This window comes from Falsirhodobacter deserti, from assembly GCF_004015795.1.
GTDB classification, from domain to species: Bacteria; Pseudomonadota; Alphaproteobacteria; order Rhodobacterales; family Rhodobacteraceae; genus Falsirhodobacter; species Falsirhodobacter deserti.
In genome coordinates, this window is the sequence record NZ_ML137222.1 from 79727 (window position 1) to 106094 (window position 26368).

Sequence of the window (26368 nt, forward strand, 5' to 3'; positions counted from 1 at the left end):
CTGAAACCGATGGCCGGTGGAACTGGCGGTCACCTAGAGGTCCGCATTGGGCTCTGAACGCCGATGATGTGCGCTCGCTGCCGCAGCCCAGCTGTTGCCCCGACACTGCTGAACTGACTGCGGCGCGAACCTCCATCGGCGGGTAAACAAGCCGTTCGATATCCTGCATCAGGCCGTGGGCACGGTTCCCCCGTCGATCACATTTTCGGTGCCGGTGATCGTTCCGGCGCGGTCCGAGGCCAGGAAAGCGATCAGGCTGGCGATTTCGCCGGGGGTCGAAGGGCGGCCGATCGGGATGCCGCCGAGCGCGTCCATGATCATGCGCTTGCCGCCTTCAAGATCGGTGCCAGCTTCAGCCGCCAGTCGCTCGGCCAGCCTGGCCGACGCCTCGGTCTCGATCCAGCCCGGCGCAACGCGCAGCACACGCACACCCTTGGGCGAGACCTCTTTGGACAGGCTCTTGCTGTAGACTGACAGCGCGGCCTTCGCGGCGGCATAACCCGTGGTCGAATCAGGCAGCGGCATCAGGCGCTGGATGGAGGTCACGTGGATCACCACGCCCGCGCCCTGCGCGATCATTCCCGGCATGAACGCATGATCAAGGCGCACAGCGGAAAGAAGGTTCAGGTTCAGTTCGGCCTGCCATTCCGCGTCGCCCATCGCCGCGAAGCTCCGGCTTCGCGGCGTTCCTCGCGATGGTGCGGGAGATGATAAGCACGAATATATCGCGTGGCTGACCGGCCAATCAGTGCAGCATAGCGCTCAGCCCTAAGGCCGATCATCGCCGCTTTTCATGAGGTCTGGCCTGTCTTGACCCGTCTCGTTGGTGTCAATGCCGTTGCGCTCAAGCTCGTGCTGGGATCGTGCCGGGCCCCTCAAGCCAACATGTCTTCCGGCAACGCGCAGCGCGATTGCAATCTCATCCTTTGCCGCCGCGCTGACCGGCAGGACCGGACGGGGCGGGGCGACTCCAACGTGAGGCCTGCAAGCGGACCGGCCATTTCATGAACGACACTGAAGCTTGTGTGGTCGCGGAACAGGCGACAGATCGGCTGAAGCGCGATGTTGATGCGCTCCGCTTCCGCGTGATCGCCCGCCCTGACGGCATCGATGATCTGCTGACACGGGCGCGGCAGGATGCCCGCAAGAACGCTATACCATGCATCACCGCCAGCGATCATCGCCTGAGGACAGTTCCAGTCGCGCTATATCCGATGGAGAAACCCTGCGGCAGAAAAGCGCGCTGATTGGCTATCGCGTTCATTTCAGCCGTGATGTCCGCCTCGCCATAGGCGTTTACAACATCACATAAGGATGGTTCTGGGCTTTCTGAGCCGGAAACGCCGTTTTAATCCTCACGACGCCATCTCTTACCCACCGTTGAAACGGCGGCCAATAAGAAGCCATTATGCCCGTCTCGACGAGCACTGGTTGGCCAAATAAATGCCATTGGAAATCTTGGCTGATGGCAGACGCTGCCGATATCGTCGTTGACGGGCGACATCTCTACCTGTGTCATTACCCGATGACCACCTCGCCTGGCGCACGGAGGAACGGCTTGCAGCTCTTTGGCCACGTCCATCAGCACTGGCTTGGCTCCCGCAACAGCGTCAACGTCGGCGTCGACGCCTGGGACTTCAGCCCCGAGGCGCTGCCCGAGATCGAAAGGCGCGCAGCAACCTTGCCGGTCAACGCCCATTGGCATCAAGTCGAGCCGCGCAGCACGTTTTGAAATGCGGCGCGAAGTCTTGTCACCCCCCCCCGCAGAGGCGGCACAGTCGGGCGTGATCCTCAAGCCTCCGAGTTCTCCACCATGCCTCGCAAACCCTCACTTTCGACCGAGAAGCTGAAGGACCTTGGCGCCGACAGCTTGCGCAGCTGGTTCTGGAAGAAGCCGAACGCAACGCTGGCTTCCGCCGTCAGTTCAAGGCGGCGATGTCCGTGGCTGAGGGCCCGGGTGCCATCGTCAAGGTCATCGACCGGCGGCTTTCAGGGCTTGAGCGGGCGAAGAGCTTCATCGAATGGGACAAGGCCCGCGCGTTCCGCGACGACTTACGCAGCCTGACCGGCACGATCACCTCCGAGCTTGCCCCCGCCGCGCCCGCGCTGGCGATGGACCGGATTCTGCGCTTCATCGCCACACATGAACGGGTGTTGGCGCGGGTCGACGATCATTCCAGGCCGAAAGTCGCGCGGAAAGACCATCACTTACGACAAGCGTCGTTACAAACGCCGCAACCGGATCGAGATCATGTTCGGCAGGCTCAAGGACTGGCGTCGTGTCGCAACCCGCTATGACAGATGTCCCAAAGTCTTCCTCCCCGCCGTCGCCTTGGCAGCCACCGTCATGTTCGGGACGGTAAATTCATGCCGCACGGCTTCTTACTACCCGTCATTTCAACCGTTGCGATATCTGCCAGTGGGATAGGCGGCTTGGGCCACCCATCAGCAAACGTCATGGATAGTAGGCGAACTGCGTCACGCCGATCGACCGCACCGCCTCGGCCACCGACTGGCCTTGCGATACCAGCACAGCGCTGCAGAGAGGCCGGACCGGAAAGATTGAACCGCGTCGCAATAGGGCCCCGGCTTCCAAACTTCCTGCGGTCGGATGCGGCAGCTTTCCGTCGGATTACCGAAGGCGGCTGCTCGCGCTCGAGACGTTGCTTCCGATCGTGCTGTAAGGTCAGTCATTGTTGGGGTGTCTGCACCGACTCTCCAGTTGCGCCACGTCTGCAAGGCTCAGGGATTCGAAGGCACTCGGGCCTTTGGTCTTTGGCCTTTCTGAAGGTGGCCCTACCTTTGCTTCAGAACGACCGCAGTCAGGAGCGCCTCATGAAAGCCATCGGCTACACGATTCCCGGACCCATCGACCGCGAGGACGCCCTGCAGGACCTCGACCTGCCGCGCCCGACCGCCACGGGCCACGATCTGCTGGTCGAGGTGGCCGCCGTCTCTGTCAACCCGGTGGACACCAAAGTTCGCAGCAGCGCGACCCCGCCTGAGGGTGAATGGAAGGTGCTGGGCTGGGACGCCGTTGGCCGCGTGGTGGAGGTGGGGTCCGAGGTGCAGGGGTTCGCCCTCGGGGATGAGGTGTTCTATGCCGGCTCCATCACGCGGCCCGGCGCGAACAGCCAGTTCCACCTGGTCGATGCGCGCATCGTCGGGCACAAGCCCCGCACCCTGTCGGACGCCGAAGCCGCAGCGCTGCCGCTGACGGCCATCACAGCATGGGAGATGCTGTTCGACCGCCTGGACATCCGCCGCCAGGTACCTGGGGCGGCCAATGCAGTGCTGATCATCGGCGGCGCTGGCGGCGTCGGCTCCATCGCGATCCAACTGGTGCGTGCGCTGACCGACCTGACCGTCATCGCCACCGCTTCGCGCCCCGAGACGCAGGACTGGGTGCGCGAACTGGGCGCCCACCACGTCCTCGACCACCACGGCGATCTGGCGGCACAGGTGGAGGCGCTCGGCCTCGGCGCGCCGGCCTTTGTCTTTTCTACCACCCACAGCGATAAGCACCTCGCTGCGATCCAGGCGCTGATCGCGCCGCAGGGCCGCTTTGGCCTGATCGACGACCCCGATACGCTGGATGTCCTGGGCTTCAAGCGCAAGGCGGTGTCGGTCCACTGGGAGCTGATGTTCACCCGCGCGATCTTCGGCACGCCGGACATGGGCGAACAGGGCAAGCTGCTGGAGCAGGTGGCAAGGCTGGTCGATGCCGGCCGCATCCGCACCACCCTGACCCAGACGTTCTCGCCGATCAACGCAGAGAACCTGAAGACGGCCCACGCCCTGATAGAAAGCGGCACGGCGCGCGGCAAGATCGTGCTGGAGGGATTTTGAAGCTACAGACGGCGACGGTGTTCCGGGATGGCATGCGCATAACCCTGTCATGACCACCTGCTGTAGCTACTCCAACATCAGGACCGGTGGGAGGTGTCGGACCACCTGCCTGACCTCACTCTGTTCAACATGGTCGCCCCGAAGCATGATCTTGTGCCTGCAGGTGCGAGGAGAGCGCCCAGCAGGGCAGCGTGGCCGCTCTTTCTTGAAAAACGCCGTGTGTCGTGATCAGCCCATAGGCGCAGCATTGCCGGCATCACGACGACCGGGATCCCTCTTCACCAGCGATGGTGCACATGTGGCGCGATCCGCGTCTGATAGATGTTGCGAAGCTCCGTCATCACCTCTGCGGGCAGCGCGGCAAGATCGCTGGCGGAGCTGTTTGCCGATGACTGCGCCGCCGTCTTGGCACCCGGGATGACCACGCTCACCGCATCCTCCATCAGGATCCAGCGCAGCGCGAACCGGGCAAGTGGCACGTCCGCGGGCACCAGCCTGCGGATGTCCTCCACGACCTCCAGCGCAAGGTCGTAGGGCACGCCCGCGAAAGTCTCGCCCTTGTCGAAGGCCTCGCCGTTGCGGTTGAACGCCCGATGATCATCGGCCGCGAACTCCGTCGCCGCGCTCATCTTTCCGGTCAGGAGGCCGGAGGCCAAGGGAACTCGCACGATTAGCGCCACGCCCTTCGCCTTGGCTTCCCGAAACAACAGGTCCGCCGGTCTTTGCCGGAAGATGTTGTAGATGATCTGGACCGAGGCGACGCCCGGATATTCGATCGCCTTCAGCCCTTCCTCCACCTTCTCGACCGACACGCCGTAGTTGCGGATCTTGCCGGACGTGACCAGATCGTCCAGCGCGTCGAACACTTCCGGGCGATAGAACACCTCCGTCGGCGGACAATGCAGCTGCACAAGGTCCAGGCAGTCCGTTTCGAGATTACGAAGCGAGCGTTCGACAAAATCCGTCAGCGCGTCCTTCGTGTAGCCTTCTGCCAGATGTGGCGACAGGCGACGGCCCGCCTTCGTGGCCACAAAGGGCCGCGGGCCACCTCGTTCCTTCAGCACCTCGGCAATGATACGTTCGGACCTGCCATCGCCATAAACGTCGGCGGTGTCGATGAAGTCGGTTCCGGCGTCTAGGGCGGCATGCAGAGCGTCACGAGCGTCCGCTTCCGACACATCTCCCCATGACCCGCCTATGGCCCATGCACCAAAGCCGATTTCCGACACGGACCGGCCCGTGCGACCAAATTTCCTGTGGTTCATGGCAGATCCTCCTGATCATGGCCCGTTGGTCTGACTAGTTGTCCGACCCATAAGAAGCGACACAGTTACATGGCATGATTATGCGATCAGACCAGTGTCGCGGCGAACATGTGCGGGCCACCGGCAGAGCTGGGCACCTACAGCGCGCTTTGCGCATGGAGTCTACAAGGGCGGAAACAGCAAGGGAGCCGCTGTTCGAACCCGCAATACCATAGCCGGGAACATTCTCCGCTCCGGCGTGTAACGGCAGGGTGCCCTCCCCGCACACTACCGCGCCAGTCTACATCGAAAGGCTCCCCGAAGAGGTGTAGACTGGCGTGGGTACCCCCCGTGGTTAAGGTAATGCGGCCGCAGAATTTTCTCGTAGTGTAAGCCGAGAAGATTCGAATGAGGAAGACCCGATTTACGGAGCCGCAGATCATGGCGTTGCTTCGCCAGACGGAGGGTGGCGTGGCTGTGCCCGAGCTATGCCGCGAGCATGGAATCAGCAGCGCAAGCTTCTACAAATGGCGGGCGAGGTATGGCGGCATGGATGCGTCCATGATGAGCCAGATGAAGGCGCTTGAGGAGGAGAACCGGCGATTGAAGCGCATGTTCGCGGATCTCGGCATGCAACCCCACCTGCTCAAGGGGGCGCGTGAAAAAAGTGACGCGGCCAGCTCAGCGCCGAGAGTTGGCCGCGACGGCGGTGGCGACCAAGGGGATCAGGATCGCGCTGGCCTGCCGGACGTTCGGCGTCAGCGAGACATGTTTCCGCTCGGATCTCCTCGAAGGGCTGACCAAGGTGCACCCGACATGGGGCTTTGGTTTGTGCTTTTCTGTATCTGCGCAATGTCCGCGGGCATGCCTGGAACCACAAGCGGGTCCGCCGGATCTACTGCGAGCTGGAGTTGAACCTGCGGATCAAGCCAAGGCGGCGGATCAAACGGGACAAGCCGGACCTGCTTACCGTTCCGGAAGCGCCGAACCTTGTCTGGTCCATGGACTTCATGGCCGATCGTCCCGCCGATGGTCGCCAGTTCCGGCTGCTGAACGTCCTGGATGACTTCAACCGCGAAGGCCTGGGCATCGAGGTCGACCTCTCGTTGCCCGCAGAACGGGTCGTGCGTTCCCTGAACCAGATCATCGAACGGCGCGGCAAGCCCATCGCGATAAGGGTCGACAACGGCCCGGAATATATCAGCTCAACGTCGGCGATCTGGGCGGCCAAGCAGGGTATTGCCCTGAACCACACCCAGCCAGGAAAGCCGCAGCAGAACGTTTATGTGGAACGCTATAACCGCACCGTCCGGCACAAATGGCTGGACCTCAACATCTTTGAAACCATTGCAGAGGCACAGAGCATCGCCACCGACTGGTTAAGGACTTGCAATAACAAGCGACCCAACTTGGGCATCGGCGGCATAACACCCGCACAGAAACTGAAAATGGCTGCATGAGTTCTACGGCCAAACCTCGTTGAAACGGGGAGGATTACCCGAATGGATGTGCCGGCCACCACGGTTCAGAGCACCCTCCCCACCCCTGTTCAAAACCGGTTGGTTCTGAACAGGGAAACAGTCTAGCGATGGCGTCAATGATCTCGGTAGAAATCTGCCAGAACGTCATAAGCCATCTTCTTCTGCCCGGTCTCGGACAGAAGCCCCTTTCGGTTCCATCCGTTCTGGTACACGGGATGCTCCCGCCGCGGCGACTGGAAGTCCTTTAGGATCCATGGAGACATTCCGCGCAGGTTCGGCAGGCCGCTGGCCATCGCCAGAGTGCTTTCATAGAAGGCGGCCTGATACTCCTCCGAGAACTTCTTCGACACGCTGGCGTCATGGAAACCCGCCACGGCGTCTGCGCCGAATTCCGAGAAGAGGAGCGGTTGATCCAGCGGCGTATCCCACTTCATCTTCGCCACATCGTCCAGCGTGTCCTCGCCATACCAGCCGCCATAGAAGTTGACCGCCAGCACATCAAGCTTGTCCAGAAGTGGGTCGTTGATGCTGAGCGTGGTGCCATTCTCGTCATCCGTGCGCTTGACGAGAAGCGCAGCAGAAATCAGGCGATCCGGGTCCAGCTCGCGTGCCGTGTCGGCCAGGCTGTTGTGGAAGGCCGTGCGGGCGTCGTCGACCGGTGTCTCGTTCCCCACGCTCCAAATGATGACCGAGGCGCGGTTGCGGTCGCGATAGATCATCTCGGCCTGCATCGTCTGCGCTTTTCTCAGAACGTCGGGGTTCTCCCAGTCGGCGGTCCAGTAGACGGGAATTTCGCTCCAGACCAGAAGGCCCATCTCGTCGGCCAGCCGGACGGTTACGTCCGAATGGGGGTAATGCGACAGGCGCACATAGTTGCCGCCCAACCCGTCCTTCACCTCGCCCAGCAGGGCGCGCGCCGCCTGTTCGGTGATCCTGCGGGCGGGATTCGTCCCGAACTCCTCCTCGTGCATGGAAATGCCCTTGAGGAAAATTGGCTCTCCGTTCAGCAGGATGTCCGCGCCGTTCACTTCGACGGTGCGGAACCCGATGCGGTCAACAAGCGTGTCCTCGCCCGCGCGGAATTCGACATCGTAAAGCTTCGGGGTCTCGGGTGACCAGAGTTCCAGATCTTCCGGCACCGCGACGTCGAAGGTGGCCATGCCGGCATCATCCGTCGTGGCGGTGGCGGTCAGGTCCAGCTCCGGGATCGACATCTCGACATCCTGGCCTGCCAGTTCGGGGCCGCGCAGATCGATATAACCCTTGATACGCTCCTCGGTCGTCAAGTTTGCGGTGGCGTCGTCGATGAAGGTTTCGGGAGTATAGACCAGTTCGACAGGGCGCGTGATCCCGCCATAAAGATCCCAGTCGGTGATCGGCGTCGGGATGCTCTGGGCATCATGTTCGGAATCGACGCCCACGACCAGACGGTTTTCCCCCTCGCGCAGCAGATCAGTGACCTCCAGGCTGAACGGTGTGTATCCGCCTTCGTGGCGCCCGACCTCTTCACCATTCAGATAGATGTAGGCCTTGTAGTTGACCGCCCCGAAGCGCAGGAACGCCCGCTCTCCTTCCCGCGCCTGCGGGGTGAACTTGGGTTGGAACCAGACCAGCCCGTTGTAATATCGCAGCTCCGGCTCCACCGCATTCCACGCACCCGGGATGTCCATCTGCGGGCCGCGGTCCATGTCGAATTCCAGCAGCGTCGTGCCGCCCTTCGCTTCTTCGGCCTCCACGTCGATGTCGCGGAAACGCTGCATCCGTGATTTCGCCACCCATCCGTTGATGTCGGTCAGACCGGTACGATAAAGATCAAGACCATAGGTCCAGATCCCGGACAGATCTTCCGACGCCCGCGCATGCGAGGCGGTCAGAACGAACTCCGGTCTCAGATCCTGGGCACTTGCAACACTGGCGGTCATGCAAACCATGGCTGCCGCCAATGCCTTCCGCATCCTTGAAAGTTTCATGCGAGACTCCTCCCTAAGTCGCGACATCCGCTCACGCGCTCCAACCCTTACGAAAACGGAATGTGATTTCATAAAACACAGTATATCATTTCATTGCAACCCAAAGGCGATTGGCTGATGGCGAGTGGCATCCGCATTTTGCCGTCGCAAACCCCTCCTGTCGTTATTGGCCACGAAAAGCTTCGCCCAGACTGATGTGCAATTTCATAGAGTTAGCACCACTCAAGATCAGCCGGAGTGGGAACGCCTTGGCTGCCAAACCCGGGAGCCGAAAGTGAAGCTTTCACGCTGCCCCTACCTTGCTGGTGACGCTCAGATCCTGCCGGAGTGTTCAGATACGACCTTAATGCTTCGTCTTGCTTGGCGGCCAGACTGTCCATGCGGACTCCGCACGCGGCCAGACATTCTGTCATGGGTGCACCGAGGAGGGTGCCATAGATATCAAGATCGGTACCGTCAGCCGGGGCGCGGGATGAACTGGAAATGGGAAGAACATCCAGCGCATGTTCATTCTCATGGCCACCGGCCCACAGCTCTACCGCATTGTGCTGCACCACGGCCTCCCTCTGAGGAGCAAGTCCGTTCGGATGTCGAGCAAGGGCCTTCAGCATCAGCATAGAGGATGCCCGCGTTGCCATCCTTGGTTGATGCACGCCCGCAACGACATCCAGGGCTCTGGCTCCGCTGGCCGTGATGCCACTGATGTTGAGCTGCATGCCCCGCGAGAAATTAAGCCCATGAAAAAGAAGAAGCGCATCCAGCACAGCTGCATCGAAAATCCGGCATCCGAGGGATATCCAAAGCGCGGGGCGATTTTCATGAAACCGACCCGACATCAACGAGCGGGTCCGATCCACGTGATGTCCGAATGCCGTATCGCGGTGCTTGAAGGAAACGTAAGCCTCTGCCACTCGGGCGAGAGGGTGGATCGAGGTATTGCCGAGGCATGGATCGGGTTGCGAACGCAGATGGCCGCAGCCGCGGCCAGTGGCAATCCCGCCTCCCTCCATCTCGATGTTCACGAAGGCATAGGCGGCCGGCCCTGCTGAAGTGCCGCTGGTGGAAGGACGTATCGCCGCGCCGGCTTCGACTATGCGAAATTTCGGTGCTGTCATTTCCCTCTCCTGCCTGCCCCATAGATGTCATCAACAGCAGGCCCTCGATCGTCGCACTGCCGGTGAAAATGAAGCTACCATTCGCTTGGTCATCGGAAAAATACGATTTAAGCAAGTATCCATAGATCAAATCTATGGAGGGGACTCATGGACAAAGTGCTGGTCCAGTTTTTGGCGATCGCGGACGAAGGCACGTTCAGCGGAGCGGCGGCCTCGCTGAACGTCACGCAACCGACCCTGACCTTCAACATCAAGAAGCTTGAGCAGCAGTTCGGCGTGGACTTGTTCGAGCGATCTTCCCGCGGGGTGACGCTGACGGATTACGGGAGGACCCTGTATCAGAACGTTACCGTCATGCACCGACTTTACCGCAATGCCGTCGACTCCATCGAGCGGCAGCGGATTCACCGCGAAGAGGGGCTCAGCATCGGAACCGGCTATTCCTGGTGGGCGCTCTTCCTGAAGGATCTAGTTGCGGATTACAGCCGTCGATCCGTGACCGGCCCCGTGAACGTCAGCGTGGGAAACGCATTGCGCTGCATGGACCAGTTGTTGGCCGGCGACATTTCGATGTTCATCGGCCATCGGATCGAAAACCTGGTGCAAAGCGTTCAGCCGGACTTTCTTCAGGTGGGCCTCGTTCGTGACGGGCATTTTGTGCGTCAGGACCATCCGCTGCTGGAGCGCCCCCGAACCCAGGCAGAGGTTCTGGAATACCCCTCAACGCTTGCCTTTCCCCCGGAGGCGCGCCAGCAACGTCTTCTGCTTGATCATCCGCAAGGACATGCGGACGCCCGCCAGCCCGAATATGCTGGTCGTGCGTTCACTTCGAATTCCCTGGAAGCGTGTCTGGACTATGTACGCACCACAAATGCGGTGCTGGCCCATACGGATCTCATGGCACCTGAATTCGCACGCAAGGGCATCCGCATGGTTCCCATGCGCCCGGGAGAAGAACCGGCTTGGCGCCCTGTGGGCATCTATATCCTGCCAGAAAGGCGTGAGGACAAACACGTTGCGCGACTGCTGGACGTCATCCTCCAGAAGACGCGCGAGGTTGTGCAGAACACCTAGATCCCGAAATGCGCCCCCAGCCTTCGGGCAAGATCGTCGTCCGTAGGCGGGTTGCGGTGGGTATTCTCAAGATAGATCTTCTTCTCGCTGTCCGGCATCAGATACTCCTTGTGCCAGAGGAAATAGTCCGGATTGTCGCCAAACATCCGATAGAACATCCTCAGCGCCTGAACGGTGTAGATCGTGATCCTGACATTGGTCAGCCAGTCCGCGCGGAAGAAGTTCTTCCATTTCCCGTGCTCGCTGGCCGTCATGGCCGCCAGACTCTGCTCATAGGCCCACAATGCGCGGGAAGCCCATACAAACGCCTGTGGATGCTTTCCATCCAGAAACGACGTGATGCTACGGCACAGACAGGTCAATCCCTCCGCGCCCGTCCGGTGAAAGCGCGTCTGGAAAGAAAGAAGATCCCGAAAGAAGCGTGCCTGCTCCCCGGGCAGCAGGGATTCAACCTCCTCGCAGACCCGTTCCAGTGCCGCATAGCGTTCCGCAGCGGGCGCAGCCAAGGCCTCGAACCATGTAACCTGCTTGCGGAAAGGGACGTCGCCGGTCGCCCAAAGCAGATCATTTGCCGATCGGCCGGTTTCGCCGCGCATGACATGACCGACAAGCGATCGGGCGGGGTGATGATAGAATTCATCTCCCGCCCGGTCATCCTTGAAGGGGCCATAGGCGATGGCCGCATCAATATGCCGGCGCAGAGAGGCGGCCACTTCCTTCGGGGCGGCAGGAAAATGATTGCTCGCGAAATCAATCGGCGCCGTCTCGGCATCGGCCTCCTCGCCCCGCCAAAGCCGTGCGATGATTTCGAGGGTATAGATGTGGGGGCGTATGTTGCCACAGTTCACCAGAAGGATATCATCCGCACCCGCATCGAAGGCAGCCTGCAGTTCATCGACAAGAAGCCCTGTGGCCACGGGCAGCATCGTCAGGTGGCTGGACGCCTGAAGATCATGGAACGTCGCGTGATAGTAGATGCCGTGCGGTCCGTCCTCCTCCGGCCCCGGCAGCGAGGGAACGCGCAAGCTGTGATTGTGCTGGCGGCGCGAGACCATACGGCCATAGCCGTTGTCGGACCAGATCTTCGCAACACCGGGCGGGAATTCGATGTGCCCGGCGCGGTACAGTTCCGCGATTTCGCCATATACATAGGTCAGGCAAGGCGCTCCGGGGATCATGGCCTGAAGCATCTCATGCTGCCGACGGATGACGCGACTGATCAATTCTCCCTGCCGCTCCGGCGTGTCATAAGCCGGATCCTGTTCCCAGAACGGGCAATCCCCCTGCCCCCGGAACCCCAAGGTCCAGACGATCTTGTCGTCCCTCTGACGCTCGATGGCTTCTTGCCAAAGCGCCTCGAACATCGGTCCGTTGCAATCGAAACTTGCCTCCGCCTCGGGATGGGCCCGGAAGAACATCTCGGAGCCGAGAGGTTCGGCGTGGTGGTGCGTCAGATACAGGCCCATGTCGGCCGCAACGCGCGTCTGCACACCGTTCCGGGGAAGATCCGTGCCAGGTATCACAAGATTCCCGCCAAGACGGAGCAACGTTTCAAAGACCGGTTCCCACACCTCCGCGGGGGGAGGATACTTGTCGGTCCAGCCAATGAGGCAGACTTCGTCATTCACGAACCAGCCCCGGAAGGGAACGCGGTGGGGGGAGGATACATAGTCCGCCGGCTCGATCCTGATCCGATCTTGCCGGCCCGGCTCGATTCCCGTCCAGAACCAGAACGGATCGAACCCCAGCACCGTCCGGGACAAGTGTAGCAGCCCATAGATGATGCCAAGATCGTCCTTGCCGGTCAGCACCAGCGTGCCGTCAACGAAGGTGACGGAAAAGGTTTCCGGCGCCTCGAGAAGGTCGCTGTCGTCGTATCGTACAAGAATCTGCGCGGTGTCGGATGCGCCGATGGTCAATGCGCTGCCGAAAACCTTGAGGAAATCCCGCGCGAACATCCCAAGCGCGCCTTGCACCGGCTTTGGCAATCCTTGGGGCGCGGAGAGGACCGTATGGCGGTCAAGGGTGAATGGTTCTGCTTTGAAATCGGCGTGGTTCAGCGTCATGTCTGCCACCTCATGTCCTTCGGAAGCCATCATCATCGATGCGCGGCATCTTTGGCCGGCATCGTGGTCGGACCGAAATCAGATGCGGCGCGGTGCGGGGCCAGTTCCGCTTCCCGAGGGTCATCGTGAAGGGGTTCCGCGCCATCCGGCTGGTCACCGAAATGGACGAGGGTCTCGATCTCCTTGCGCAGATGCGCGACATGACGATCGGCAACCTTGCAAGCCGTCGCCGGTTGCGCCATCTCCAGCGCCGCCAACAGCGCGTGGTGGTCGCCAATCCACAAAGGACGCAGCGCCGGCCCGTAAAGCCGGTCCTTCAGACTTTCAAGGATCGGGGAGGCGGCCCAGGCGTCCTGCAGGGCTTCCTCCATCCTCAGAAGGATGGCGTTCCCCGTCATCCGCGCCAGCGAAATCTGCGCACCGCGCATCGTTTCGGCGAAAGGCGCGGCCTCTTGCGTCGCCATTCGGGCCAGGTCCTCGCGCAGCATGTCAAGTCCGAAGGCTTGCGTTTGCTCGGCTGCAAGGCGCGCGATGCCGGATTCCAGCGCACGCCGCGCCTCCAGAAGCTGAAGAACGTCCTCATGACTCTCAGGACGGTGCAGACCCTTGTCCTCCTCCGCCGGTCTTGGCAGCACGGTCATGCCGGCCCTGCCCCTCACGGCAACATGGCCCATGACCTCCAGGGCGATCACCGCCTCGCGGATCACCGGTCGGCTCACCTCAAGCTGTTCGGCAAGCTCCCGCTCTGACGGGATGCGCCAATCGGGGTCGTCACGGTGTTCGTCGATCATACCCATGAGGCGCCGTGCCACGATCTGGTAGAGCCGCTGCTCTCCCTCAAACGCGAGATGTCTGCCGGATATCTTCACCGCTTCATCCTTTCGTTGCCGAAGCACGCGCATTTCGAAGTCATCTCTCCGGTTGCGGGCCTTCCAAGTGCGCTGCACCTGTTACTGGTATTACCAGATTCGAAGTTCGTCAACGAATACTCTCCCGATCAGGCAAATCAGGGTTGTATTAAGTTACTTATTGACACGTCTGGCCTTACCACTGCTTATGAGGGATGACTGTAATCGCAACTTGGGAGGGTTCGATGAAACAGATCTGGAGAACGACAGGGGGAGCTGTCGTGCTTGCAGCTGGCGCAACGGGTGCCTTTGGGGGCGAAATCACCGTTTATTGTCAGGACATCGCTGTCGGCTGCGCGGCCCTTGGGCCTGTTGTCGAAAGCTTTGAGGCAGCGAACCCCGGCGACAAGGTGATTCTGGAGACGGTGAACTACCAGACAATCCTGGAAAGCCTGCCGATCCAGCTTGAATCCGGCAGCGGACCGGACGCAGCCATCATCACCGACATGAGTGGACTGACCCGCTATTACCTTGATCTCAGCCCTTATGCCGAGGACGCGGCGGCCCTGCGTGCCGACTACGAGCCTCTTCTGGCGTGGCTGCGGGGCAAGGACCCGGACAGTGCCGCCATCAACGGCATTCCGCTGTCGATGACCGTCAACGGGGCCTATGTGAACGCCACCCTGTTCGAGCAGGCGGAGGTCGATATGCCCGCCGAGGGCGCAAGCTGGGAGGACTGGGCCGCCGCAACACGCAAGGTAGCAGACGCGACCGGCGTGCCCTTCCCGATGGAGTTCGACCGGTCCGGCCACCGCTTCGCCAGCCTTGCGATCAGCTATGGTGCGCAGCTTGTCGACGCTGATGGTCGTCCTGTTGTCGATGAGGGCCTGAAGGCCGCGATCGAGCAGTTCGTGCAATGGCATGAAGACGGGACCATGCCGATGGACCTATGGGGCGCGGTTGGCGGGTCGGCCCATCGCGAACTGTTCTCCGATTTCGTGAACGCCGAGACGGTCTTTTATTTCGGCGGCTCCTGGACCATTGGCCAGATGGACGCGGAGGTGGATGACCTGTTCGACTGGCGCGTTGTGCCCACCCCTTGCGGTCCGTCCTCTTGCACGGCGATGCCGGGGGGCAGTGCACTTGCGGGTTTCAACACCTCGGACAACCCCGAGCTTACTGGAAGATTCCTGACCTATCTGGCCCAGCCCGAGCAGATCGCGAAGATCGACATTCATGCAAAGGAATTGCCGACGTCGCAAACGCTGATCCAGCAGGGGCTGGACTATCCTGATGCCTCGGAAAAGACGCAGGAGGCACTGGATGTCTTTCTCGCACAGGTTCCGAAGATGGCAGACACGGCCTATCGATTTCAGGGCTGGAGCTATCAGCGCGCCATGATGAACGCGATGACGACGCGGATCAGCCAAGTGCTCAACGACGAACTGGACGTCGAGGATGCGCTGATGCGCATCAAGCAGGATGTCGAGACCGCCATTCAGGCCGCCGAGGGCTAAGGCGCTTCGCGCCGACCACCACTGGAAGGAGAAGATGGACATGCCCGCGCGATTGGACGTGGCCGAGATCGGCCACCAGATCATCACCTTACCCGCACGCGCGATGGAGCCGTTGATGGCTGGCCTTCAGCGGCTGGTGGGCATCAAGCGAATGCCGTGGGTCTTCCTGCTGCCTAACCTCGTGGCCGTGCTGCTGTTCTGCCTGCTGCCCGTCTTCATAAACATCGTGTTTTCGCTGACAGGCAGCGACCGGCTTTACCCTGCCGAGCGGCCTTTTGTAGGCACTGCGAACTACGATATCCTGCTTGCATGCCAGAACTATCTGGACCCCGCATCCTGCAAGGCCGACCTGTTCTGGCGCGCGGTTCAGAACTCCATGATCTTCGTGCCGATCCAAGTCGTGGGCATGGTTACAGTTTCCACGATCGCAGCGCTCTGCCTCAACCGGTCGCTGCCGGGCCGCGGTTTCTTTCGGGGGGTATTCTTCTTTCCCGTGATGCTGTCACCCGTGGTCGTCGCATATACGTGGCAATGGATCCTGCAACGGAATGGTGCCCTGAACGGGATCCTTTCATGGGCGGGGCTGCCAGGCTCCAACTGGCTGGCCGATCCGCAGTCGGCGTTCTTCTGGGCCATATTCGTAACGATCTGGGCGCATATGGGGTTTTACACGGTCATCATCCTGGCCGGTCTGCAAGCCATCCCGAAAGATGTCTACGAAGCGGCAAAGATGGATTCCGCCTCGAACTGGCGGACTTTCACCGCGATCACGCTGCCCCTTCTGAAGCCGATCATGTTGGTCGTGTTCGTCCTGTGCATCATCCGGTCGGTGCAGACCTTCGACGAACTGTACGTGCTGACGGGTGGCGGTCCGGGATCTGCGACCATGCTGATCGTGCAATACATCTACGAGGTGGGTTTTGCTGTCCAACCCCGCAACTTCGGACTTGCGGCGTCGGCATCGCTGTTGCTCGGCCTCGTGCTCATCCTCTTCACGGCGGTCCAGATGCTGCTTTCAAGGAAGTCGAACAATGGCTGACATCGCAAAGTTGGAGTCCCGGCCAAGCATCTTGCACATCTTCAAGCTTCGCCGCGGCCGCAACCGGTTCGACCTTGCCGACTGGCTGACCTATGGCTTCCTGTTGCTTGGGTTCGTGATCTTCTTCCTGCCCGTGGTGTGGGTGGTGCTGTCTTCGTTCAAGACCAGCGCGAACCTTCAGGAGTTTCCTCCCACTATTCTGCCCTATGCCACACAGACTGCAGAGGTGCAGGGTTTCGACACCCCCCTCACCCTGTTTGACGTGGTGATGGAAGATGGAACCACCGAGCGTGTTGCCCTGATCCGGCGCGTCGGAAAGATCGCGCAGATGATCGATCCGGAAGATCCTTCAGCCGGTCGTCTCCAGATAGCCGCGGACGCCCTTGCCCCCGTAAAATCGCTGCACTTCGCGGTGGAGAACTACACCAACCTTCTGTCCGGCTCGGAAAACCAGATCGGACGGTACGTCTACAACAGCCTGTTCATCACGATCGTCGCGACGGTGATCACTGTCATCATAAACTCGATGGCTGCCTTCGCATTGTCGAAATACAGGTTCAGGGGCAGCGGCATCGCGTTGTTTGGCATCTTGTCGATGCTGATGATCCCGGCCTCGGTTATCCTGGTCCCGATCTATCTGATCGTGGCGGAAATGGGCCTCATCGCCAATCCGTGGGGCGTGATCCTGCCGACTGTGGCCACACCGACCGGTGTGTTCCTGCTTCGGCAGTACATGCTGACGATCCCGGACGAATTGCTGGAAGCGGCGCGCATGGACCATGCCAGCGAATGGCGGATCTTCTGGCGCATCATCCTGCCCCTCTCCACTCCGGCGCTGGCGGTCGTTGCGATCTTCTCGATCCTGTCGCGCTGGAACGACTTCCTGTTGCCGCTCCTCATTCTCAACAAGCGCGAGGCTTACACGCTGCAGCTGGCCCTTACCTCGTTCCAGACACAATATGGAATCCGCTATGACATGCTGCTGGCCATGACAACGATCACCGCCCTTCCTCTCGCCTTGGTTTTCATCTTCCTGCAACGGTACATCACCACCGGCATCGCCTCGACCGGCATCAAGTGAGACATTGAACAATGGCACAGCTTGTTCTGAAGAACCTGAAAAAGTCCTACGGCGCCCTCAATATCATTCCCGATGTCAATCTGGAGGTGAATGACGGCGAGTTCGTGGTGTTGGTCGGGCCCTCGGGCTGCGGCAAATCCACGTTGCTGCGCATGATCGCCGGACTGGAAGACACGACATCAGGCGAAATCCGCATCAATGATCGCAGCGTGACGCATGTGGCTGCCGCGGATCGCGGGGTGGCCATGGTCTTTCAGTCCTATGCACTTTACCCGCACATGACCGTCCGGAAGAACTTGTCCTTCGGATTGGAAAACATCCGGATGTCGAAGGCGGAGATCAACGAGCGGGTCGAAAAGGCAGCCCACCTTCTGCAGATCGAAAAGCTTCTGGATCGTCAGCCGCGACAGTTGTCCGGCGGACAGCGCCAGCGGGTGGCAATCGGCCGTGCGATCACGCGCGATCCCAAGATCTTCCTGTTCGACGAACCGCTGTCCAACCTCGATGCCGAACTGCGCGTTGCAATGCGGATGGAGATCACGCAGCTGCAGCGCCGTCTTGGAAACACGATGATCTACGTCACCCATGACCAGGTTGAGGCCATGACGATGGCCGACAAGATCGTCGTGCTCAGGGGGGGCATGTCGAACAGTAAGGCCCTCCGCTTGATCTCTGTAACAAACCTGCGAATTCGTTTGTGGCCGGTTTTATCGGCTCTCCGCGCATGAACCTGATCGAGGGAACGATACGGCACGTGGACTCTGAAGGCATCGTCTTCGCCACGGCTCAGGGTCAGGCACTTCCGCTAGCGGGTTCATTGCCCGTCCGCATCGGCGAGAAGGTGACGCTGGGCCTTCGGCCCGAACATGTCCAGACCAGCGACGAGGGGGAAGGCTGGATCCTGACGGTCACACTCGCCGAACAGCACGGTGCCAGCAGCTATATTCATGGCACACTGCCGGATGGCATTCCCTTCCTCGTGCAGGAAACAGGCCAGAGTTTGCGTAAGACCGGCGACACGGTCCGTATCGCACCCATTGGCAACAAGTGGCACCTGTTTGACGCCACCGGACAACGTATCGAAACCTGTTGATTCCGCTGACGCTTGACCCATTTCTTTTACGGGAAACCGGCCCACCATCAGATTGTGCGAAGCGGGTCACGGCCGGGTCAAGACATCCCCGGTACCTTCTGCTTGCGGGCGGCGGCTTCACTGCTGGCCTTGAAGCGGAAGCTGTCGTGACCCGCCCAAGACGACCAAGGAGCGCCGTTGGCGTCTTGGTGCCTCCGAAGGCCGTGGTCCATTCGCCGGAGACGGGATATATCCCCGACATCGAGATGATCCGTATCGAAAACATCGATGAAACCTGTGACCGCATGCAGCGCGACGTGAAGTGCCGCTTCGTGATTGACAACAGCAGGCTTTCTCCGTGACCGATGTTTGCGACACTGAAAGATGAGGAGCTGTAAATGAAGGCAATGGCATTGCGACTGCCGGCTGGTCTCGACCGGCTGGTTCTGGAGAACCGACCGGATCCCGGAGAGCCCGGCCCGGGCGAGATTCGGGTGGCGCTGCATGGCAGCTCGCTGAACTTCCATGATCTGGGGGTCGCGATCGGGCACATGCCGTCAGAGGACGGCCGCATCCTTCTTGCCGACGGAGCAGGGGTGGTCGAGAGCGTCGGATCGGGCGTGACCGAGTTTGCGCCCGGCGACATGGTGGTGTCGTGCTTCTTTCCCGATTGGCAGGATGGCGCGCCCACGACCGGCGACTTCAGCCGCACCCCGGGCGACGGCATCGACGGCTTCGCACAGGAACATGTGGTGCTTCCCGCCACCGCCTTCACGCGGGCGCCCTTGGGCTATGATGCCGTCGAGGCGGCGACGATCACGACCGCGGGCCTGACGGCATGGCGGGCGCTTGTCGTTGACGGCAAGCTGAAGGCTGGCGACACGGTGCTGCTGCTCGGCACCGGCGGCGTCTCCATCTGGGCACTCCAGATCGCAAAGCTGATGGGTGCCACGGTGGCGATCACCTCGTCCTCGGGCGAAAAGCTGGAGCGTGCGCGCGATCTTGGTGCCGATTTCCTCGTCAACTATCGCGAGCAGCCGGACTGGGGCCGCATCGTCCGCGACTGGACGGATGGGCGCGGGGTGGACCATGTGGTGGAGGTCGGCGGCCCCGGCACGCTGGCCCAGTCGATCGAGGCAGTGCGCGTGGGTGGGCACATCTCGCTGATCGGCGTGCTGACCGGTGGCATGGGCGAAGTTCCGACCGCCGCCCTCATGGGCAGGCAGGCGCGGCTTCAGGGCCTGATCGTCGGCAGCCGGCGCGAGCAGCAGGACTTCGTTCGAGCGCTTGACGCAAGTGGCATCCGGCCGATCGTGGACCGCCGCTTCCCACTCGAACAGCTTGCGGATGCCTTCCGCTTCGAGATGAGCGGCGGGCATTTCGGAAAGATCGGGATAGGGTGGTAACCACGCCGCCGGTCGCGGGCGAGGCCGGATCATCGGCAACGCGCTGATGCATGAACTGGACGGCAACGGGTGGCAGGTCCGCAGCCTGTCGCGCAGGCGGCTGAGCACGCACCCGCGCCGCTTCAGACCGACCTGACGAATGCGGAGGCCACGGCGGCTGCAATGCGCGCCGCGGCCGACACAACCTGTTCTAGGCATCTCTCGCGCCGGATCCCGATCTTGCCACCGAGGCGTCACGCAATGCCGCCATACTCGGCGACCTGCTGGACGGGCCGGAGGCGGCGAGCGCGCCCCCTCAGCGGGTGCTCCTCTAGCAGCGCTTCAAGATCTGCGGGATACGCCGTGAGGCGAAGGTCCTGACTCCGGCACGCGAACGCGATCCGCCGCACATGCCGCCCAACCATGACGCAAGAGGCGGCGCTTCGCGAACCGGCGGCGACAAGCGAGCGCGCCGGCGGAGAGGCGTTCAACGTGCCCAATGGCGACATCTTCCGATGGGTGCGTCATGAGTGACACATCCTGCGAGGTCGCCTAGCTGACAGCGCCAGAGCCTTCAGCAACCACCTTCGGCTTGGGTCCTCGCTTCGCTTTCGGTTTCTTTGCTACCTCTTCCGCAGTTGCCGTCGGCTTGCGTCCGCCACGTCCAGCGCCCTTTTTGGTCGGCACGGAGGGCTCTGCATCATCCTCAGCGGCGATCTCCCGCTCGGCCTGCGACCAATGGTCCATGTCCTGGCCATCCGGACAACCGGCTTGCTCCCAAAGAGCGTGCGCCCGGTCCCGAACCCTCTGCATGCGTTCTTCATCCATGACAAATCCTCCTTCTGTCTCGATCTCAAACCCTCGACGCGGGCAAGCGATCATTGTCACCGGCTGGATATCTGCACCTCAGGGTGGCACGTCCATGCAGCGTCGCCAATAGTTTCTCTGCCGCGAACCTGATTGGCGGTTGCGTTACACCGCGTGACCCTACGGCACTGAGGATCCGTCACCGGAAGGAGCCTTCCATCGTGGGCTTTGCGGACCGACCCGAATCGGCCCGGATCGGCCCGGCTGCAACGGCGAAGTCGGCTGCGCCAGATCAGTTTCCGGCGATGTCCAGATACCGATCAGTGCGCCCATGTTCCCGATATAGGCGGCGGTCGAGATGCCCGTCTCTGGCGTGGCGGTGAGGTAGGACGACGTGTCGTACTGGTTCCCCACGCGCGTTCCGGCAAAATCGCCTCCGGACGGCGCTTCGGGGGCTTCGCCGGCATAGGGGTTGCTGGTGGCGATCAGCTCGGTCGGTCAATACCATCGTCGTTCAGCCCGCCGATCACGGTCGAAATATCGGCATCTTCGGCAAGCGTGGTCAGGATGGTGTCGAAGCTTGCAACCCAGATGCCTCTCGCCTCGCGACAGCACGGCCAAGGGCATTTGCACATGTAGTCTCTGCAGGCCGGATGGTGGCGATCGGCTACTGAACGCTGACGCACCATATCGGCAACCCGTGAGGGAACCTCCTTGCCTGTAGCTTGTTGGCTTAGTGCCGGGCCAAGAAGGCTGGCGTTGCAACAAGGAAATCGGGATGTCCAAGATACTTTGTACTTCTGCCGTCGCTTTCGCCCTGGTGGCTAGCAGCCCCGTCTTTGCCCAACAGGCCGCCCCGGCCCCGGCCGCGGTCGAGCAGGAAGAGGGTTTCGACTGGGGATTGCTCGGCCTCCTCGGCCTGCTGGGGCTTGCGGGCCTGTCAGGCCGCCGCCGCGACCATACCAACACCACAACACACCGTTGATGATTGCCGACTGAGCAGGCCCCCCGGGGCCTGCTTCGAAATGAACCGGCAGCACGCAGGCGCTGGTCATTAATATTGAATGACGTCAACCCGTACTGGCGCGTTCGTGCTGTGCGGCATATCCACTCCTCACCCCTGCATTGTCTTGCAAACGAGCGTCTGCAGCTGATCAAGGCTGAACGGCTTGTTGAGCAGAGGCAGTCCAAGGTCGGTTTCCAGATCCGTGTACCCCGTCGCGAGTATCACCGGAAGATCGGGGCGCAGCTGTCGTGCCGACGTGGCAAGCTCGATCCCGCTCATCCGCGGCATGAGCTGATCGGTGATAAGAAGATCCACATGCTGGTCCTTCAACACCTTCAGGGCTTCTGTTCCGCTATGAGCCTCGATAACGCGATACCCGAGATCCTCGAGCATGAACGCCGTGTTCATCAGAACCAGCCTGTCATCATCCACCGCCAGCACGGTAAGAGGTTTTTCGCAAGCTGCCGCCGGACTTTCTTCCGGCAGGCGCTGATGTTGGGCCACGGGAAGCCAAAGCTCAGCCTTCGTGCCTTCGTTCACGCGGCTGCTCAGGACAAGCCGGCCGCCCGACTCCTCAAGCAGGCCATGAACCAGGGAGAGCCCCAATCCTGTTCCCCTGCCAACCTCTTTGGTCGTGAAGAAGGGATCGGCCGCCCGGCGAAGCGTTTCCGCGTCCATGCCCGTTCCCGTGTCAGACAGAATGACGCACACATAAGAGCCGCCTGCCAAGCCCGGCACCTGGCCCGCAGATACCTCTGCACTTGAAAAGGTGATGGTGAGAATGCCGCCCTCCGGCATGGCATCCCGTGCATTGGCAGCCACATTCAGCAGCGCAAGCTCAAGCTGGGCAGGGTCCACCATCGCCGGAGGCAACGCAAGGGGCGCATGGGTCTCGATGGCTATGGCGCTGCCGAGGGAAAGGCTCAGAAGGTCACTCATGCCTCGGACGAGGGTCGTGAGATCCACCGCCTGCGGCTCAAGCGGTTGCTGGCGCGAAAAGGCCAACAGGCGAGAGGTCAGCGAGGCGCCCCGGCGCACGCCTTGGAGTGCGGTTTCAAGGAGCCGTGCGGCGCGGGGATCGTCCGGCAATCGCTTCTGGAGCAGTTCGAGGCTGCTGGAGATCGCCGCAAGAAGGTTGTTGAAATCGTGCGCAACCCCTCCGGCAAGCTGGCCCAACGCTTCCATTTTGCGCGACTGGAGCAATTCCTCCTGCGCCTGCTCCAATGCGCGCTGCGCCTCCATCTTCTCGGTGATGTCACGCGTCACCTTGGCAAAGCCGATCAGGTGCCCGTCATCATCCCATATCGCATCGACCACGGCGCTGGCCCAGAAGCGGGTCCCGTCCTTCCGCACGCGCCACCCTTCATGTTCGAACCGGCCTTCGCGTTCCGCCGTTTCAAGCGCGCGCTGCGGCAAGCCATCCTGCCGGTCCTCGTCGGTATAGAAGCGGGAAAAGTGCTGACCGATGATCTCTTCGGGTGCGTAGCCCTTGATGCGGCGGGCGCCGGCGTTCCAGCTTGCCACCTGTCCTGTGGGGTCGAGCATGTAGATCGCATAATCCGTGACCCCCTGAACGAGAATACGGAACTGCTCCTGGCTTCGGTGCAGGGCCTCCTCCGCCGCCCGCTTCTCTGTCAGGTCGCGGGTTATTTTCGCGAAACCAAGAAGGTCCCCCGAGGGCGAAAGGATCGGGTCGATGATAACATGCGCCCAGAATCGCGATCCGTCCTTCCGAACGCGCCACCCTTCATTTTCGAAGCGTCCCTCTTGGGCGGCGGTCCGAAGCGCGCGCTCCGGCACGCCTCTCGCCTTGTCCTCGTCGGTATAGAAACGGGAAAAGTGATGCCCAAGGATTTCCGGCTCGGTGTAGCCCTTGAAACGTCGCGCCCCGGGATTCCAGCTCGACACGCGTCCATCGGCGTCCAGCATATAGATCGCGTAATCAGTAATCGCCTCCAGCAGAAGTCGATTCCGGTCATCATCGCTGTTCAGCGCTTCTGCCACTCGGTCCAAGCTGCTTCCCCTGTCTGGTCTCTTACTCGGATCATCCGTTAAACGGCCTTCTTGCCCGGCGCAACGTAGTCGCCCGCTGGGGGCGGCGCCAGGAAGCCGAGCTATTCCTGCGTGCTTGCGCAGCTACAAAGCAACACGCTGATGCCGCAGCTGCCGACGGAATGACGGCTTCACTAGACCTTGCTGCCATCCCACGAGGAGATGAAGCGCGTTACATCAGTGACGTCCATGGGTCGGCCAAAGTGATAGCCTTGGGCGGTGCTGCAGCCCAGTTGGCGGAGGAGGGCCGCCTGTCTGGCCGTTTCCACGCCTTCGGCGACCACCTGGACATCGAGGTTCTGCCCGAGGCTCAGAACCGCTTTGACGACGGCGGCATCGCTGGCATCCGCTTCCATGTCCATCACGAAGGACCGGTCGATCTTGAGAACGTCGACGGGGAACTGCTTCAGGTGCGACAAAGACGCATAGCCCGTGCCAAAGTCATCCAGAGCGATGGTCACGCCCGAGGCGCTGAGCTTGCACAAGGCGCGTCTTACGAAGTCGGCTCCATAGCCAAGGAACACGCCTTCGGTCACTTCAACCTCAAGACACCGCGTCGGGATCCCGGCACGATCCAGCTCGTCAAGCACCTTCTCGGCATAGTCGTCGCGCCGGAACTCTGCCGAGGAGGCGTTGATCGCAATCCGGCCGATCTCGGTTCCAGTATCTAGCCAGCTGCGGAGGTGCTGGTACACGCAGGACCGGATGCGGACGCCGATGCTGATGCCAAGGTCGGTGTTGTCAAAGGCCGGCGCGATCATCTGGGGCGGCTGGATGCCGTTGAGAGGATGATGCCAACGCAGCAAGGCCTCGAAGCCGCTCAGGCGGCCGGAGCGCAGATCGACCTTTGGCTGGTAGTGGGGCGTGATCCAGTCAAAGGCGACCGCCTGCCCCGCCACCCGAAGGGCAGAGGCAACGATCTGCTGATCTTCCCGCATTGCCGGGCGGAACATGGTGAAGATGCCACGTCCGGCCGCCTTGCTGGCGTAAAGGGCAAGATCGGAGCGTTTGCGCAACTCCTCCGGGTCTTCCTCCGTCCCGCAGGCGGCAAGCGCGCCGCCGATGCTGGTGCGGCAATCCAGGGCATTGCCCTGATCCGAGAGCGGCTCGTGCATGTGCGCCAGGATGGCTTGGGCCATGGCCCTGACATCATCCTCGCCCCCGACATCAGGCAGAAGAACTGCAAACTCGTCCCCGCCCAGCCGGGCCGTCACACCTTTGGTGCCGACGACCTGACGCAGACGGTCCGAAAAGCCTTTCAGGAAAGCGTCGCCCACGTCGTGCCCGAACTTGTCGTTGATCTGCTTGAAGTGATCCACATCCAACGACAGAAGGCCGACCCGGCGCTGCGTGGCATTGGCTTTTTCATAAGCGCGCTGGATCTTCTTCTGGAACATGCGACGATTCGGCAAACCTGTCAGCTCATCGTGATGGGCCGCCCACCGCAGGCGCTCTTCGACTACCTTCCGCTCCGTGATGTCTCGGGCGATGCCGATGACGCCGATGATGTCGCCGTTCTTGCGCCATGGCGCCTTGACCGTATGATAGTGTCGAACAGTCTCCCCGGGAACATCCTCCTCAACGCTCAGTTTGCGGCCGCTTGCAAGGACCCGAAGGTCATCCGAACGATATTTTTCGGCCAGCGCCGGGTCGAACAAGTCATGATCGTATTTCCCGATGACTGTGGCCCCGCCGAACTTCAGGTTTGCCGCCAGGAAGAGCCCGCTCCGATCCTTGACGAAGATCAGGTCGTCCACGCTGTCGATCACTTCCTGCAGAAGGCTGTGGGCCTCTTGAGCGCGCTCCTCCGCCAGCTTGTGGGCGGTGATGTCCTCCGCCACCGTGATCATCCCGGCAAGTGCACCTGCCTCGTCGCGCACGTAGGAGATGTTGACGTTGCACCAGACGACGGAGCCATCCGGGCGTAGATAGCGTCTCTCCAGGTGGAGCGGCTCACCGCTGGCCTCATGTTGCTGAAGCAGTGGAGCTTGCGAATTGGCGTCCTCGGGATGCATGAACCGGATCATGGGCACACCCTCGAGCTCCTCCGGGGTCCGGCCCAGTATCTCGCAGTAGCGCTGGTTGATCATGATCGTCCGGTTGTTCAGGTCGCGGTGCATGATGCCGACCAGCGCCTGGTTGAACACGGTCTGAAGCTGCCGCTCGCGCTCCTGCAGGGCCAAGCTTGCCTGCTTGTGATCATGGATATCCTCAACCGTGCCGTACCAGCGCAGGATCGCACCAGAGGCATCGTGCCGAGGCGCGGCGCGCGCCCTCACCCACCGATAGCTTCCGTCGGCGATCCGCAGACGATACTCCGCGTCCACCGGCGTCCCGCTCGACAAGGCCGTCCTCCAAAGACCGACTGCCTTTGCAATATCGTCAGGATGAAGCGCACCGGTCCAACTCTGCCCGAGCGTCTGATCTAGGGAGATCCCCGTCATGGCGCACCAGCGGTTGGAAACCTCCAAGATGTTGCCCTGTGAATCTGCGATCCACGGGATCTGAGGGTTCAACTCTACCGAGTACCGATAGTGCTCCTCGCTCTCATGCAGGGCGGACTCCACTCTCTTGCGTTCGGTGATGTCCATGGCAGAACCGACATAGCCCTGGAAGTTCCCATCCGCATCAAAGCGCGGCTGCCCGACATCGACGACCCAAGCCCAGGATCCGCTCACGGTCCGCAGACGGTACTCGGCCCGATACGGCTCCTGCCTCGCGCCCGCGGCCAGGAAGATCTGTTCCACCCTCTTCTGGTCGTC

General features: G+C 61.5%; 21 protein-coding genes and 3 pseudogenes. 14 read left to right on the plus strand and 10 right to left on the minus strand.

What is annotated here, in order from left to right; translation table 11 throughout:
* Positions 1-168: 168 nt before the first annotated feature.
* Positions 169-726 carry an SDR family oxidoreductase gene (locus JX25_RS14585; RefSeq protein WP_277750087.1) on the minus strand — a complete coding sequence of 186 codons (558 nt, stop codon included), beginning with the start codon at positions 724-726 and terminating at the stop codon, positions 169-171.
* A 149-nt stretch (positions 727-875) separates the two neighbouring features.
* Entirely contained in the window at positions 876-1181 is a 306-nt protein-coding gene (locus JX25_RS15405) for a dihydrodipicolinate synthase family protein (protein ID WP_128255823.1), read from the minus strand.
* A 284-nt stretch (positions 1182-1465) separates the two neighbouring features.
* Here JX25_RS15405 and JX25_RS14595 point away from each other — a divergent pair, with 284 nt between their 5' ends.
* The 4 genes and pseudogenes from JX25_RS14595 (at position 1466) to JX25_RS14605 (ending at position 3849) form a co-directional block, all read left to right on the plus strand.
* Positions 1466-1732 (plus strand): metallophosphoesterase family protein, encoded by a 267-nt coding sequence (locus JX25_RS14595; protein WP_241558004.1) that lies wholly within the window; start codon positions 1466-1468, stop codon positions 1730-1732.
* Between the two features lie 152 nt (positions 1733-1884).
* Positions 1885-2118: pseudogene (locus JX25_RS15305) on the plus strand (DUF6880 family protein); the annotation flags it as partial.
* A 55-nt stretch (positions 2119-2173) separates the two neighbouring features.
* Positions 2174-2353, plus strand: a pseudogene (locus JX25_RS14600) (transposase); the annotation flags it as partial.
* Positions 2354-2835: 482 nt separating this feature from the next.
* Positions 2836-3849, plus strand: coding sequence for a zinc-binding alcohol dehydrogenase family protein (locus JX25_RS14605; protein WP_128255824.1), 1014 nt, complete (start codon positions 2836-2838; stop codon positions 3847-3849).
* A gap of 278 nt (positions 3850-4127) precedes the next feature.
* Here the strand turns inward: JX25_RS14605 and JX25_RS14610 are convergent, their stop codons facing one another.
* A complete protein-coding gene (locus JX25_RS14610) occupies positions 4128-5114 on the minus strand; it encodes an aldo/keto reductase (protein ID WP_128255825.1) in 987 nt (328 codons plus the stop codon).
* 387 nt (positions 5115-5501) lie between these two features.
* On the opposite strand from JX25_RS14610, the pseudogene JX25_RS14615 reads away from it, so the two are divergent.
* A pseudogene (locus tag JX25_RS14615) lies at positions 5502-6553 on the plus strand (IS3 family transposase).
* A 134-nt stretch (positions 6554-6687) separates the two neighbouring features.
* Here the strand turns inward: JX25_RS14615 and JX25_RS14620 are convergent.
* Positions 6688-8544: a glycoside hydrolase family 2 protein gene (locus JX25_RS14620; RefSeq protein WP_206611623.1), complete on the minus strand. Its 1857-nt coding sequence runs from the start codon at positions 8542-8544 to the stop codon at positions 6688-6690.
* Positions 8545-8756: 212 nt separating this feature from the next.
* A complete protein-coding gene (locus JX25_RS14625; protein ID WP_128255826.1) occupies positions 8757-9659 on the minus strand; it encodes a hypothetical protein in 903 nt (300 codons plus the stop codon).
* 147 nt (positions 9660-9806) lie between these two features.
* Between JX25_RS14625 and JX25_RS14630 the strand changes: the two genes are divergently transcribed.
* Positions 9807-10733, plus strand: a complete 927-nt coding sequence (locus JX25_RS14630) for a LysR family transcriptional regulator (protein WP_128255827.1) — start codon at positions 9807-9809, stop codon at positions 10731-10733.
* Here JX25_RS14630 and JX25_RS14635 read toward each other — a convergent pair.
* Complete coding sequence (locus tag JX25_RS14635; RefSeq protein ID WP_128255828.1) at positions 10730-12799, minus strand: glycosyl hydrolase 115 family protein; 2070 nt, start codon at positions 12797-12799, stop codon at positions 10730-10732. The genes JX25_RS14630 and JX25_RS14635 overlap by 4 nt on opposite strands.
* 32 nt (positions 12800-12831) lie before the next feature.
* Positions 12832-13668, minus strand: coding sequence for a FadR/GntR family transcriptional regulator (locus JX25_RS14640; protein ID WP_164876175.1), 837 nt, complete (start codon positions 13666-13668; stop codon positions 12832-12834).
* Positions 13669-13892: 224 nt separating this feature from the next.
* Between JX25_RS14640 and JX25_RS14645 the strand changes: the two genes are divergently transcribed.
* The 7 genes from JX25_RS14645 to JX25_RS14670 are packed head-to-tail and all read left to right on the plus strand — an operon-like array spanning position 13893 to position 19762.
* Positions 13893-15164 (plus strand): ABC transporter substrate-binding protein, encoded by a 1272-nt coding sequence (locus JX25_RS14645; protein ID WP_128255830.1) that lies wholly within the window; start codon positions 13893-13895, stop codon positions 15162-15164.
* 40 nt (positions 15165-15204) lie between these two features.
* On the plus strand, positions 15205-16203 hold the full coding sequence (locus JX25_RS14650; protein ID WP_206611624.1) for a carbohydrate ABC transporter permease: 999 nt from the start codon (positions 15205-15207) through the stop codon (positions 16201-16203).
* Positions 16196-17284 carry a carbohydrate ABC transporter permease gene (locus tag JX25_RS14655; RefSeq protein WP_128255831.1) on the plus strand — a complete coding sequence of 363 codons (1089 nt, stop codon included), beginning with the start codon at positions 16196-16198 and terminating at the stop codon, positions 17282-17284. The genes JX25_RS14650 and JX25_RS14655 overlap by 8 nt, the downstream gene beginning before the upstream one ends.
* Before the next feature lie 11 nt (positions 17285-17295).
* Positions 17296-18012 (plus strand): ABC transporter ATP-binding protein, encoded by a 717-nt coding sequence (locus tag JX25_RS14660; protein WP_421781030.1) that lies wholly within the window; start codon positions 17296-17298, stop codon positions 18010-18012.
* On the plus strand, positions 18009-18377 hold the full coding sequence (locus JX25_RS15410) for a TOBE domain-containing protein (RefSeq protein WP_421781032.1): 369 nt from the start codon (positions 18009-18011) through the stop codon (positions 18375-18377). The genes JX25_RS14660 and JX25_RS15410 overlap by 4 nt, the downstream gene beginning before the upstream one ends.
* Positions 18374-18718 carry a hypothetical protein gene (locus tag JX25_RS14665; RefSeq protein ID WP_128255832.1) on the plus strand — a complete coding sequence of 115 codons (345 nt, stop codon included), beginning with the start codon at positions 18374-18376 and terminating at the stop codon, positions 18716-18718. Before JX25_RS15410 ends, JX25_RS14665 begins: the two co-directional genes overlap by 4 nt.
* 36 nt (positions 18719-18754) lie before the next feature.
* The gene (locus tag JX25_RS14670) at positions 18755-19762 is read left to right on the plus strand and encodes a zinc-dependent alcohol dehydrogenase family protein (RefSeq protein ID WP_128255833.1); all 1008 of its coding nucleotides are present in this window, start codon (positions 18755-18757) and stop codon (positions 19760-19762) included.
* 531 nt (positions 19763-20293) lie between these two features.
* Here JX25_RS14670 and JX25_RS14675 read toward each other — a convergent pair.
* Complete coding sequence (locus JX25_RS14675; protein ID WP_164876176.1) at positions 20294-20569, minus strand: DUF2934 domain-containing protein; 276 nt, start codon at positions 20567-20569, stop codon at positions 20294-20296.
* A 757-nt stretch (positions 20570-21326) separates the two neighbouring features.
* On the opposite strand from JX25_RS14675, the gene JX25_RS14680 reads away from it, so the two are divergent.
* Entirely contained in the window at positions 21327-21533 is a 207-nt protein-coding gene (locus JX25_RS14680; protein ID WP_128255835.1) for a WGxxGxxG family protein, read from the plus strand.
* A 129-nt stretch (positions 21534-21662) separates the two neighbouring features.
* Here the strand turns inward: JX25_RS14680 and JX25_RS14685 are convergent, their stop codons facing one another.
* Both JX25_RS14685 and JX25_RS14690 read right to left on the minus strand, forming a co-directional pair.
* A complete protein-coding gene (locus tag JX25_RS14685; protein ID WP_241558007.1) occupies positions 21663-23558 on the minus strand; it encodes a hybrid sensor histidine kinase/response regulator in 1896 nt (631 codons plus the stop codon).
* A 182-nt stretch (positions 23559-23740) separates the two neighbouring features.
* Positions 23741-26368: PAS domain S-box protein (locus JX25_RS14690; RefSeq protein WP_128255836.1), on the minus strand; the 2628-nt coding region annotated here is incomplete at its 5' end.